At 46.9% G+C, this 13,925-nt stretch carries 8 protein-coding genes; all 8 read left to right on the top strand.

Annotated features, from left to right (window positions below; genetic code table 11):
- Positions 1-19: 19 nt before the first annotated feature.
- The 8 genes from ACBP55_RS27085 to ACBP55_RS27050 all read left to right on the top strand — a co-directional run bounded on the left by ACBP55_RS27085 (position 20) and on the right by ACBP55_RS27050 (position 13,897).
- A complete protein-coding gene (locus ACBP55_RS27085; protein WP_464646001.1) occupies positions 20-994 on the top strand; it encodes an ABC transporter permease in 975 nt (324 codons plus the stop codon).
- Between the two features lie 13 nt (positions 995-1,007).
- Positions 1,008-1,919, top strand: coding sequence for a carbohydrate ABC transporter permease (locus tag ACBP55_RS27080; protein WP_464645999.1), 912 nt, complete (start codon positions 1,008-1,010; stop codon positions 1,917-1,919).
- 126 nt (positions 1,920-2,045) lie between these two features.
- A complete protein-coding gene (locus tag ACBP55_RS27075; protein ID WP_464645997.1) occupies positions 2,046-3,563 on the top strand; it encodes a response regulator transcription factor in 1,518 nt (505 codons plus the stop codon).
- 25 nt (positions 3,564-3,588) lie between these two features.
- Positions 3,589-5,412, top strand: coding sequence for a cache domain-containing sensor histidine kinase (locus ACBP55_RS27070; protein ID WP_464645995.1), 1,824 nt, complete (start codon positions 3,589-3,591; stop codon positions 5,410-5,412).
- Entirely contained in the window at positions 5,405-6,910 is a 1,506-nt protein-coding gene (locus ACBP55_RS27065) for a response regulator transcription factor (protein WP_464645993.1), read from the top strand. Before ACBP55_RS27070 ends, ACBP55_RS27065 begins: the two co-directional genes overlap by 8 nt.
- 333 nt (positions 6,911-7,243) lie before the next feature.
- Complete coding sequence (locus tag ACBP55_RS27060; protein WP_464645992.1) at positions 7,244-8,236, top strand: endo-1,4-beta-xylanase; 993 nt, start codon at positions 7,244-7,246, stop codon at positions 8,234-8,236.
- Between the two features lie 312 nt (positions 8,237-8,548).
- Positions 8,549-12,706, top strand: a complete 4,158-nt coding sequence (locus tag ACBP55_RS27055; RefSeq protein WP_464645991.1) for an endo-1,4-beta-xylanase — start codon at positions 8,549-8,551, stop codon at positions 12,704-12,706.
- 114 nt (positions 12,707-12,820) lie between these two features.
- Positions 12,821-13,897, top strand: coding sequence for an alpha/beta hydrolase (locus tag ACBP55_RS27050; RefSeq protein ID WP_464645989.1), 1,077 nt, complete (start codon positions 12,821-12,823; stop codon positions 13,895-13,897).
- Positions 13,898-13,925 lie beyond the last annotated feature (28 nt).

Here is a 13,925-nt window from a genome sequence, read left to right as displayed (position 1 = left end):
TTCCTAGGAGGGAATGTCGATGGCCGAGACCATACTGTCCAAAAGACCAAAGAAAAAGCAAAAAATTGATCCGGAAATCGGCGTCGGTTTAAGTTGGAAGACGATCAAAAATCAGAAGCAGTTAATGTTGATGTCGTTTCCCATCGTGATTTATATTCTTATTTTCAATTATGTACCGATTTGGGGCTGGTTGATGGCGTTCCAGAATTATCGTCCGGCTTTGAAATTTTCCAAACAGCAGTGGGTGGGGTTGAAGCAGTTTAAATTTCTCTTTCAAGATGATACGTTCTTGACAGTGCTTCGCAACACGCTTGCCATGAGTATGATCAATTTGGTTCTTAGCTTTGCAACAGCCATTATTTTAGCTCTTTTACTGAATGAAATTAAAGTTCGTTTCTGGAAACGGTCCATCCAAACGATTTCTTATCTGCCTCATTTTCTGTCGTGGATCATTGCTGCGGGTATTGTAGCGACTTCCCTATCCGTTGATGATGGTATCGTTAATCAGTTGTTGATGAAGCTGCACTTCATTAAGGAACCTGTGATGTGGCTTAGTCAAGGCAAGTATTTTTGGGGGATTGTGGGCTTGTCTAATGTATGGAAAGAGGTGGGATGGAATACCATCATTTACCTTGCAGCTATCACCTCGATTGATCCTTCGCTGTATGAGTCTGCTGGGATCGACGGTGCAAACCGTTACCAGAAGATTCTTTACGTCACACTGCCTGGGATCAAGTCGACATTTATCATTCTATTAATCATGAACATCGGACATATTCTGGATGCAGGCTTTGAAATTCAGTACCTGCTCGGCAATGGATTGATCGTCGACTGGTCGCAAACGATTGATATTTTCGTTCTAAAGTACGGGATTGCTCAAGGCAACTATTCTCTGGCCACTGCGGCAGGTATTTTCAAAACAGTTGTAAGTATAATCCTTATTCTGATTGCAAATTCTACCGCCAAGCGCCTTGGTGAAGAGCGGTTGATATAAAGGAGAGATGACGATGGGAACAACGACTGCGCGCAGAATTCGAATGGAGCCGATTCTGTTCCATACGATTAACGGCATCTTCATGCTCGTGCTTGCTATAGTAACATTATATCCGTTCCTTCATACACTAACGATTTCATTCAATGAGGGCAATGATGCGCTTCGGGGAGGCATCTATATATGGCCTCGTTCATGGTCATTGCAAAATTATAAGGCGATTTTCCTTTCAGGTACGATTTACCATGCGGCGTGGATTTCAGTCGCTCGTACGATTATAGCGACGGTGATAGGTGTATTCCTTACCACCATGTTAGCGTATACACTAGCACAGCCCCACTATATTTTTCGTAAAATCATCGGTTTAATTTTTGTGTTGACGATGTATTTTAATGCAGGACTTATTCCTAACTACTTTCTGATCAAAAGCCTGGGGCTTCTAAATAACTTCTGGGTGTATGTGCTCCCAGGAATGGTGAATGCGTTCAATCTCATTGTCATTCGGACGTATATTCGAACGCTTCCATCAGGCTTGGTTGAGTCTGCGAAAATGGACGGAGCCGGTGATTTCACCATATTTATACGCATCATATTCCCGCTGTGTACGCCTGTACTAGCGACCATCGCCTTGTTTATTGCAGTTGGCTCTTGGAATTCCTGGTTCGATACGTTCCTGTATGCTTCGTCTGATTTGAAGCTGAGTACACTTCAGTACGAAATGATGAAGCTGCTTGGATCAACGATGAGCAGCAACAACGATCCCGGTCTGATGTCAGGGGCAAACGCAAATCAAACGAAGGCCATGGTTACGCCTTCTTCCATACGTTCGGCGATCACGATTGTGGCGGCGGTTCCGATTCTATTCGTGTATCCTTTCCTGCAAAGGTATTTTATCGTCGGCATGAACCTTGGAAGTGTCAAAGAGTAAGAAGTAATAAACCATGATGATAATCATTTCCCGTTTCAGCTCGGTGCTGGGACGGTTTTTGCTTTATTCTAATCAATCCTTTCCTGTATAATAGTCATATCTACTCCCTGAAGGGTGGTGTTTCCCATGTTAAGGGTCATATTTGTTGATGACGAGCCCTTCATGCTAGAAGGACTGCGGTCAATGATTGATTGGAATAAGCTAGGCTTTGAAGTGTGCGGGGAAGCGTTGGATGGTGAAGACGCATTAGCCATGATGGCGTCGACCCTGCCTCATTTGGTGCTTACGGATGTTCGAATGCCTGTCATAGATGGATTGGAATTAATTGAACAAGCTTCCTGCCTTCACCCTGAGGTGAAATTTATTATTTTGAGTGGATACGCTGATTTCGAATATGCCAAAAGAGCTATGCGGCATGGTGTTGCCAATTATTTGATGAAGCCTTTGATTGAAGCGGAGCTTGTAGCTGCGGTGGAAGCGGTCGCGAATACGATCCAGGAGCGTGAAGCTCACAGCCAGTACGAAAGCGCTGCCTTGGAACGCTTAAGATTGGAAACGATTTCAAGGTTATTGCAGGGAGAAATCAGGCAGAAATGGATTGAGCAGGCGAACGCCTTGTTAGAGCTTAATGAACGTTCCAGCTTCCGCTGCATTTTACTTGAACCTGACATTCAGGCTCATGTCCAATCGGACCTGATGCAGGTGATTGCAGATAGGATCCAGCTTACTCAAGCGACGCTGCTTCCATTTGGCGTAGGCAAAGAGCGACATGGATTCTTGCTGGTCTCGGGACCCGAGGAGCGCGATCTTTCTCCTGCGATGATGACAGAGTTAATTGCCATTATCCGAAATAGCTGGGGCAGAGCACTCTCGGTTTCGGTTAGCGGCAAACACAAGGGACCGTATGCGTTAAAAGAAGCATTCCGTGAGGGACTTATTGCCGAAATGTGCAAGTTCCCTTCTGGAACAGAAGGGATTTACATCTATCAAGAAGAGCGGTCGGCGGAGACGCTGCCTGCATTTGTTGGAATGGCGGAATCCATCCTAGATGCCGTCGGGAGTGGAAGTCCAGAAACGGTGCGAGCCCATGTGCACCACTTATTCATCGCTCTTTCGAGGCAGTCTGTCTCTGAATCTTGGGTGAGTGCTTACTTAGACAACATTAAGCTTGAAATTCTTAAGATTATTACCCAATCCGGCGGTGAGCCTGTGTGGGCTCCAAATTGGTTTGCTCACACCTCTCCAACGGATATTGGCCTCTTGGAACGCAAGGTAACACAAGAATTTCTGCAAGCTGCAGAGTGGATTGGTCAGAAGAAAGGCGTAGGGCAAGATGAAGTCGTATCCGCAGCGGGAGAATATGTCAAATCGCACTATAGGGAAAAGCTGCAGCTGCAGGTTGTTGCAGAGCATTTTCGGCTGAATCCGGCCTACTTTGGCCAGAGGTTCAAGAAACAAGTTGGCCTCACCTTCAATGAATATTTACATGTCGTACGAATTGACGAGGCCAAAAAATTACTTCGTCGTGAAGAACTGAAAATATCCGATGTTGCCAATCGTGTCGGCTACTCGGATTCCGAACAGTTCGTAACCAAGTTCAAGGCACTTACCGGCCTGTTACCTTCTGCCTACAAAAAGGGCTGACCTACAACTGACAAGGAGTTCGCATATGAGCCGGAGATGGAATCTGTTAAGTATAGTTAATGATATTCCGCTGAAATTCAAGTTTCTGATCATTTACTTGATGTGTGTACTGCTTCCCATTTTGTGTATAAACGGTTTATTTTACATGCAGGATAGCAAAAACACGGAACGTAGAGAGATGGACAACTTGCGAATTTCCCTGGATCGGGTCAAAAATGAAATCATGCAAATGGTGAACGAAGGTGTCGTGATTGGCAACGCCGTATCCGCTGACCGTGTCTTTAATGAGATGCTTGAATATACGTACTCGGATAATGTTGCCTATTACGAAGAATACGACAGCTACCTCCGAGACAAATTGGGACAGTATCCGAATATTTATCCCTACATCTCTTGGATTGGCGTATACACCTCGAACCCAACACTATCCAATGGTGGAAGCTACTTTATGCTTAAGCCCAATGATCTGAAGAGTGAATGGTATCAAAAGATGAACGAAAAGAAAGATAAGGTGACAGTGACCTCTTATTTGGATACGAATCCCATGAATCCCGAGGAGAAAATGGTATATGTCAGCATCATTCGGAAGCTGGATAATTTCCCTGATCTCATGAAATTCTCCAAATATCTGCGTATCGATATTCGGATGGATAAGCTGCTGGAACTGTTTGATAAAGAACATAATTACTTGCTAATCAAGCTCGTGGATGAGGAAAATCGGCTTGTTCTGGAATCAGCAGGTACGTATAAAGGTGTTGACCCTTTGCTGCCGACCCTGCCTGTCTCAAAGGGTTATCAGTTGGCAGGCTTACCTGGGAATAGTTTCGTCAGTCCTCTCAGTACAGCAAGTTACATGCTTAACTGGCGGCTAGTTGGGGTACCGGAGGGGAGTCGAATCGCGGAGGAGAGGAAAGGGGTTATCCACTTTTTTACCTGGCTGACGCTCATCAGTACGATCATTCCGACGATATTGATTTACATCATTATGCATTCCTTCAATTTCCGGGTCAGAAAGCTCTCCAAACATATGCAGCTGGTGAAAAACGAGAGGTTTGAACCCATCACGATGTATGAAGGGAAAGATGAGATCGGCAATCTTCTTCGCAGCTTTAATCTGATGACAGAGAAAATACGCAATTTAATCAATGACGTGTACAAGCTCGAAATTCAAAAAAAAGATTTGGAGCTCGAACGCGTGCAGGCAGAGCTGAATTATTTGCAAAGTCAGGTTGATCCTCATTTCCTGTTCAATACGTTAAACGCGATTCTCATAGTCTGTAAGAAATATCGCTATGAGCATGTGACGGAAATCATACAAAACTTGTCCCAAATTCTGAGAAGGCTGCTAAGCTGGAAAGAGGACTTGGTAACCGTAGAAGAAGAGTTAAGCTTTACCGAAATGTACCTCCAGATCGAGAAATTCCGATTCCAAGATCGGTTTCACTATGAATTATCCGTTGACGAATCTGTTCTAGCGTATCGGATCCCAAAGATGAGTATTCAATCGCTCGTAGAGAACTCTTGCAAGCATGGTCTTCAATGGGTTAAAGGGAATCGCAGGATTCGAATATCTGTAGAGAGAGCAGGAATGAACTTGCTCATGAAGGTCGAAGATAACGGAATCGGTATGAACAGTGCGAAGTTGGATGAGATTGTTCAGAGTCTGTTTAAGGGAGAAGACAACGGCAAGAACATCGGACTTCGCAATGTGTATCGCCGCTTAAATCTGTTTTACGCAGAACGTTCTCTCTTCCATATTGAAAGTATCCCCTTCGAAAAGACAAGCGTTACGATTCAAATCCCTTTAAGTCTCATTAAGAACCAGGAGGAGGCTTGTGGACATGTATAAAGTTATTTTTGCTGATGACGAGCCTTTTGCCTTGGAAGGGATAAGGCTCATGATTGAGTGGGAAGAGCTTGGCTTTGAAATTGTGGGAATGTGCGAGAATGGCGAAGAAGCATTGGCCTGTATTGAAGCCTGCAAGCCCGATCTCGTGGTAACAGATATTCGGATGCCGGTGATTGACGGATTAGAATTGATTGAAAGGGTGCAAAAGGCAGGCAGTGATCCGGTATTCATTATTTTAAGCGGGTACAACGATTTCGAATACGCTCGATCTGCCCTTAGGTACGGGGTTAAGCATTATTTGCTTAAACCAGCTTTAGATAGGGAATGGGATGCTATCATTCAACTTGTTATTCAGGAGCTGCAGAACCGAGAACAGCAAAAGGTACGAAATGACCTTGTTGCTAATCGTCTTGTACCGACTATGCTTGCTCAGATAATTCGGGGAGAAATTTCGGCAACGGACGAGAACGTAGGTGAGATACTGAATCCTTTGGTACTAGGAGATCAGGGCTGGAGGTATATCCATTTCGAATGGTTGAGCGGCACAGAGCAGGAACTGGATGCGAGGTACTTACAGTCGCAGAAAGTCTATCCCATTGATTTATTTGGGAATCAGGAGGGGCTTGTCATGCCGTCTGTCCCTGATATCAAGGAGTGGGCTCAACATGTATATGAAGATCTTCGTCAGCGTGGTATCGAATGCTGTCTTTCGATAGGACCACGGGTGGACTCCCTCCGACTTATTGCAGATTCGTATACAGGTGCTCTAGAGGCATCAGTGCATCATTTCTTTCATGTATCAGGTGGTCCACTCGATTACGAAACGATTCTTCACAGGCAAATTAGCTATGATCTCAATGCGGTTTCTATCGTAGACGACATTCACATTGCGATCGAGGCGCTTCAGGTGAAACGGATTGGCGAGCTGATTAAACAAATGTTTGTGATGCTGTCTGCTAACAAAACGGCTCGGGAAGTCGTCCATTTGTTGGTCATCCGCATTGTTCTGAAGAGCGCTGCCGTCATGCGGGAGATGGGCATCGATTCAGAGGCACTGCCTCGTGTTCGCGATTTTTTGAGAAGGGAGCATCGTTCCTTAAAAGAAGTGGAGGAATCCCTGCAGGTATATATGCAGCAGTATTTGAGCCAGTTGAAGCAGCATAAAGACAAATTCTCGGGCCATCCCCTTCGGGTTATTGAGCGTTATATCCAAGAACATTATCGGGAAACGCTAACGATTAGAGATATCGGAGAACGGTTCTTTATGAACCCGGTTTACTTAGGCCAAGCGTTCATGAAGAGGTGCGGCGTAGGCATAATTGAGTATATTCATGACCTGCGCATTCATGAGGCGAAGCGAAAGTTGTATGAATCGGATGAAACGATTCGCGTGATCGCGGAACAGATCGGATACGCTAACTATCATCATTTCCTCAAAGAGTTTGAAAAACGTGTGTCCGACAAGCCCGCCGTGTATAGACAATTAAGCAAAGCCTAAAAGAATAGGGAGTGAATCCTACAGTCTGTGCCGCTTCTACGAAGGACGTGTATTTCTTTTCTAAGAGATACACGTCTATTTGCGTAGATAAGAAAGTATAAGTTTTATTACACTTCGCGTTATCAGTCTTGACAAACGCGCTCGTCCTAGAAGGACGACGGAGTCGTTTATCCTTGTATGAGTGTGACTGGAAACATCGCATCAAATTTTAATGCTTTTTAAGAATAGGGGGGAGAGACCTTTAATCTGTGAATGGTAAGTGTATTCAGATTCTATATCATATAACATAGATGGCCTGTTTAAACAGGATATGATGAGGAGGCTTGCCAATCCATGAACAACAAGGTACCGAACTTGCACGATGCTTTTAACGGAATATTCAGAATCGGGGCCGCCGTTAGCACGAAGACCATCCGATCCGAGGGGAATTTCATCGCAAGGCATTATAACAGCATTACCGCGGAGAACCAGATGAAGTTCGAGGAGATCCATCCTGAGGAAGATCGGTATACGTTTGAGGCGGCGGATGAAATAATGGATTTTGCTTTGCAGAACAGGATTGCCGTCCGGGGGCATACGATGGTCTGGCATAATCAAACCTCCGATTGGGTGTTTGAAAGCCCTTCCGGCGGTCCAGCCAGCAGAGAACTGGTTCTCTTACGGATGCAGGAGCATATCCGTACGGTAGCCAGCCGTTACAAGGGAAGGGTTTATGCGTGGGACGTGGTCAATGAGGCGATCGAAGATAAGGCGGAACTGGTGATGCGAAGTACCCAATGGCTGGAGATTCTCGGTGAGGATTATATCCGCTATGCCTTCGAGGCAGCACATGAAGCCGATCCGAATGCGCTTCTGTTCTATAACGACTACAACGAGACAGAGCCGGTCAAGCGGGATAAGATTTATAATCTCGTCCGTTCCTTGAAGGAGAAGGGGGTTCCGATCCACGGAATCGGCATGCAGGGACATTGGAACATCCATGGTCCTTCCCTGGATGAAATCCGGCAAGCGATCGAGCTTTACGCATCCCTCGGTCTGGAGCTTCACATCACTGAGTTGGATCTTTCCATGTTCCACTTTGACGATAGACGGACCGATCTGACGGTACCCACCGAGCAAATGGTGGAGCTGCAGCAGCAGCGGTACGAGGAAATCTTCGGGCTTTTTAAGGAATATCGGGATGTCATTACGTCGGTAACGTTCTGGGGAGCGGCTGACAACTATACCTGGTTGGACAACTTCCCAGTTCGCGGTCGAAAGAATTGGCCGTTTCTGTTCGATGGGGAATTTCAGCCAAAACAGGCATTCTGGCGTGTAATCGGATAAGCAATTTTGGATCTGGAGCGTCATCGCCGCTCCGGTGGCCAAGGCCAGGGCTATGAGCTTGTGACGGTCAGCCGGCTGTTGGAATTAAGCAAGTCGGAGCAGTAAGTCATCGACAAAGGGGTCGTCCCGTAGGTCAATTTATGACCTGCGGGACGATTCTTTTTATTAGTAAGAGGACTAATTTTTAATACATTCTACGCCATAATTGAGGGGGGATTATTCTTTATTTTGAGTATGTGAAGCCAATTACCTAAGTTGTAAAATGAAATTGAAATAAGATTGTAAGCGATTGCAAGAAAGAGGAGGATGCTTGTGAGAAAGAAAATTAATGTATGGATGGCAATCGTGCTGCTGTTTGGGATGATCGCCCCCCAGCTGCTAGCGCCTTTGGAGGCAGCAGCCAGCGGATCGGTAGTTTTGTCCCAAAGCTTTGAAGACGGCCAAACAGGCGGCTGGGTAAAGGTGCCTTGGATGGGGGACGGAAGCATTGCCGTAACGTCGGCAACATATTCCGAAGGATCCAAGTCCTTGGCGATGACGAACCGTGCTGCAAGTAACAGCAGCCCGTTCTTGGATTTGACTTCGTTGACGAAACCCGGCCATACGTACGATTTATCACTGAAGCTTAAACTCGGAGCAGGCACCGACACCTTTCATATCGCTTCTAATGTCGCCGCCGCCTCGCTGACTAACCAATATCCTTGGCTGGTAGGGGATAAATCGGTTAGTTCCACAGAATGGACCACCTTTGAATTGAAGGGGTACCAGCTCCCGAGCGATACCACGGGGTTCAAAATATGGGGTGAGTCGAATAATTCCACCACGACAGAGGATCTCTATATTGATGAAGTGTCGCTAATGGACGTCACGTCGATTGATCAACCGGGGATCCAATCTACTTTTGAAGACGGGCAGGGGGAATGGGTACGTAGGAACGGATCCGGCAATATCGGCATATCGTCGGTTGACAATCACACCGTCGGCGGCTCCACGAGCTTGCTGACCATGGTAACAGAGCGATATGACGGACCTTTGCTTAACGTCCTGGGGGCTATGTCTGTGGGCAACAAATACAATTTGTCCGCATGGGTAAAAATGGCTTCGGGGCAGTCCCCCACTGCATTGCGGCTCTCTGTACAAAGCGGTGACAGTTCTTATGCCAATGTTTCATCTAACGTGACGGTGACATCTGATCAATGGGTGCAGTTGACCGGCACGTTCACGTTAACAAGCACTCCGACTGTTTTAAATGCATACGTGGAAGTAGCCGACCAGTATAGCGAGGCAAGATCCTTCTATATGGACGATTTCGATTTGTCCAATGTGGGCCAAGTAGCCGGACCAAAGCCGATTCAAACGGATATTGATCATTTGAAGGACGTCTATGCGGACAACTTCAAAATCGGTGCTGCCGTTACGGGAGATCAGCTTACTTCCGATGTTCACACGCTTCTGGATTATCACTACAGCTCCATCGTCGCCGAGAACGCCACAAAGCCGGGCTCTCTGGAACCGACAGAAGGACAATGGAACTGGGCTGAAGCTGACAAGACTGCACAGTATGCCAAGGATCACAATATGAATTTCCGGTTGCATACTCTTGCTTGGCATTCACAGGCTGCGGAATGGATGTTTAAGGATGCTAAAGGCAATCCGCTTGAAGCAACAGATGACAATAAACAGCTGGTGCTGGACCGTCTTACAACTTATATTCAAACTGTAGCACGTCACTTTAAAGCTATGGGAGTACCGATCAATGCCATCGACGTCGTCAACGAAGTCATCGACCCAGGACAGCGGGACGGCATGCGGAAGAGCGAGTGGTATAATCTGACTGGCCTGGACTTCATCCGTACAGCCTTCATAGTTGCTCGGCAAGAGTTCCCGAACGTAAAGCTGTATATAAACGACTACAGTACACAGGATCCAGTCAAACGCGATTTCTTGTTTAATTTGGTGACGAAGCTGAAAGGCGAAGGAGTTCCGATTGACGGTGTAGGCCATCAAACGCACATCAGCATCGGCGGCCCCTCTATCGAACAAATTTCCGATTCCATCCGGAAATTCGGAGAAGCCGGATTCGACAATCAGATCACAGAGCTTGACGTTTCCGTTTATACGGATAGCTCAACAACCAGCTTTGATGAGAACATGCTTATTAAACAAGGGTACCGCTACAAACAATTGTTCCAAGAGCTGGTTCGACTGGACAACGAGGGCAAACATGCCGACCCGAACACTTCAGCATATAATCCTGACGGATGGATCAGCAATGTTACGCTATGGGGGATTGCAGACGATCATACCTGGCTGGACAACTTCAATAATATCATCCGTAAAGATGCCCCACTTCCGTTTGACGTGAAGCATCAAGTGAAATACGCGTATTGGGGAATGATCGAGGCAGTAAAGACGGTAACGCCTACTCATCTTCCCATTACTCCAGAAACAGCACTCACAGCTCAAGGCACACCTGTAAACGCATCAGATTCGGTTTGGAATACGATTCCGACAATCAAGACCCAACAAGCAGGTACGCTGCAGGCTCAAGTGAAAACGTTGTGGGATGACCATAACCTATATCCCCGTGTAGCGGTCAAAGACAGTACCAAAACCGCAACGGATAAAATCGATCTCTTCGTAGATAACAATGGAATCCAGAAGTATACATTCGCACGAAATGATGCTCATATTACCGAAACCACCGACGGTTATGTACTGCAAGCATCGATCCCATTGGCAGGCACCTTAGGCAAGCAAGTGAAGTTTGACGTAAGAGTGACCGACATGGGGACTAATGACGGTACAGAGCATGGCAGCAATGGCGTCATCGTTTCCTGGAGCGATCCACGGAACGTCCAAGACAGCGATACAGCAGGTTACGGGGTCTTGACTTATATCGATGCTACCAAGGCGGGAAAAGCTGTTTACGGAACCCCCACCATCGACGGTGAACTGGACAGCACGTGGGCGAACGCACCGGTTTATTCCACCGACGTCATGGTAGAACAACATAACAACGCAGTCGCCAAAGCTCAAATCCGTACGATGTGGGATGAACATAACCTTTATGTTTATGCCGTCGTGCAAGATAGCAAATTGAACGTTGCTAACGCGAACCCATGGGAGCAGGATTCGATTGAAATCTTCGTTGACCAAAACAACGGAAAAACGGATAACTACCAAATCGACGACGGCCAATACCGAATCAACTTCAAGAACGTGAAGACCGTTGGCGGTCATGCAACCCAAGACAACTATACATCGGCCACCAAACTCATTGATGGAGGCTACGTTGTAGAAACGGCAATCGCGCTGGATACGATCACTCCTACTGCAGGAACCATGATCGGATTCGACCTCCAAGTCAATAATGCTCAGGACAGTGGAAGCCGGGAAAGCGTATTTTCATGGAACGACCCGACAGGTCAATCCTATCAGAATACCTCGAGATTCGGCGTTCTGACGCTTGAGCCGAAGCCTGCACCGTCCCAGACCGGTTCTACCTCGACCCCCACACCGGACGGATCCACTAAAGTGGACGACCAAAAGGGCGGCAAGGTGGAACAAAATGGGGCAACCATTGATTTGCCGGCTGGAGCCATTGGCAAAGACATTGTCGTAGTCGTCAAAAAGCTGAGTGATCTTTCGAAGCTGAATAACGACCCGCATTTGAAGCTAGCCGGAGATGTGTACGAGATTACTAAGGACGTGGCAGGAGCGTTCCAGAAACCAGTCACTATTACCCTACCGTTCAAGACTGGCTTGTTGGATGATGAACATGAGGTGGCATTGTACTGGTACAATGAAGAGATCGGCAAGTGGGTCAAACTGGACGACATTAAGGTCGACCGGGAGAAAGGCACCGTTTCCGGCAGTGTGACGCACTTCACCAAGTTTGCGGTATTGGCGGCAGAAAAGTCCACACCTGTCGAGGTTCCGGCCTTAACTGATATTAAAGGACACTGGGCCCAAGCAGGGATCCAAGCCCTTGTGAAGTCCGGTGTGATCGACGGTTACCAAGACGGTTCATTCCGGCCTGAAGCAGCTGTAACAAGAGCCGAGTTCGTATCCATGATCGTCAGAGCCTTCCACCTGACGGCAACAGGCGGAGCTGGGTTCTCCGATACCGGCAGCCACTGGGCGAAGGATGCAATTGCAATAGCATCCGCACTAGGGATTGTAGTCGGCTATGAGGACGGAACCTTCGGCCCGTATGACAACATCACCCGGGAACAAATGGCCGCAATCCTGGCTCGTGCCGCACATTTGGCATCTGCCAACAGCGGTTTGGACTATAAGGACAGCGGCGATGTCTCCGCCTGGGCCCAAGGACTGCTTGCGGCTTTGACAGCCAAGGGTGTGCTGAACGGCTACGAAGACGGTACGCTGAAGCCGAAGGCTTTCAGCACACGCGCAGAAGCGGCGGTTATCATCATTAGGATTTTGGATGCTCAACAGGTGCAATAACGCCAGCAAGGAATAGAAGGAAGGCTGTCCGCACGTGGATTTCATGTGCGGCAGCTTTGTATTCCTTAATCTTAATGTGGAAAAAATATATATCCGAAGGGACAATAATGATCCATGAAAAGCATGAATGTGACGGCAGTGCCTTCCAAATATCTTATGTCAGTTAATGAAGAGCTTCAAGGTACGATTCAGGAGGTTTCCTATAAGGTAGGCAACTATATTCATTTGTCTCGACAGCTTGTAACGGATCGGAACATCGAGATCAGTGAAGCAGGAAGGGAAACCGTTGCAGGAGATGCCATATTGAAGAAATGCAACGTCTACTTGCCTGCGGGTTATGACCCAAACGACACTACTGTTAGATATAATGTATTGTATTTGCTTCATGGAGTAGGTGGGGATCAATATGAATGGTTAAGCAGTAACGGTAAGGCTGACGGACGATTTATTATTTGCAATATATTTGACAATCTTATTGTAAACGGCGATATCGATCCGCTGATCGTCGTATTTCCCAACGGAAGAAGCGCATACGACTGGACGGATAGCTCTTTCAATTCCGAAGGAACCAATATGCTGGGATTCTATTACTTCGATTATGAGTTGAGATACGATCTGATCCCATTTATAGAATCAAACTACAAAACCTACGCAGATATAACAGTCACTTCACATGAGGGAATCATATATAACCGCACGCGCAGAGCGATCGCCGGGCTTTCGATGGGGGGAATGCAAGCCTTGAATCTGATCCTCGGTGGTTACCGACATGATTCGACGCGAATCACTGGCACAGAGAGTCCCTGGAACAACGGGTTGGATATGACTGTGCTCGCGCCAGGTATGGAGGATCTTTTCGCTTATGTCGGTGCCTTTTCAAATGCTCCCACGTCAAGTGACGGCAAGGTTCTGGGTGCCAGTATAGCGTCAAGCAGCCACAAGCTTCATTTGCTTTATATGACCTGCGGCGATGCGGATGGAGTTGCAGTAGACAGCTATGCCAAATCGGTTGAGGGGCTCATGGACACTGCGGGAGATTTTGTTGGTGATTATTACCAGGTCCTTCTAAAGAATGGTGTTCATGATTTCAATGTATGGAACAACGGTGCATATAATTTTATCCGGTCTTTTGGGAAATGTGAAGAGCATGAAAAGCCATCTGTTGTCAGGTTGACACTCCATTCATTTTAACTGAACATATACAGGGAGGTCTGGATCT

The sequence above is a fragment of the Paenibacillus sp. WG02 genome, from assembly GCF_055396115.1.
This window is presented reverse-complemented; position numbering and strand designations above follow the sequence as displayed.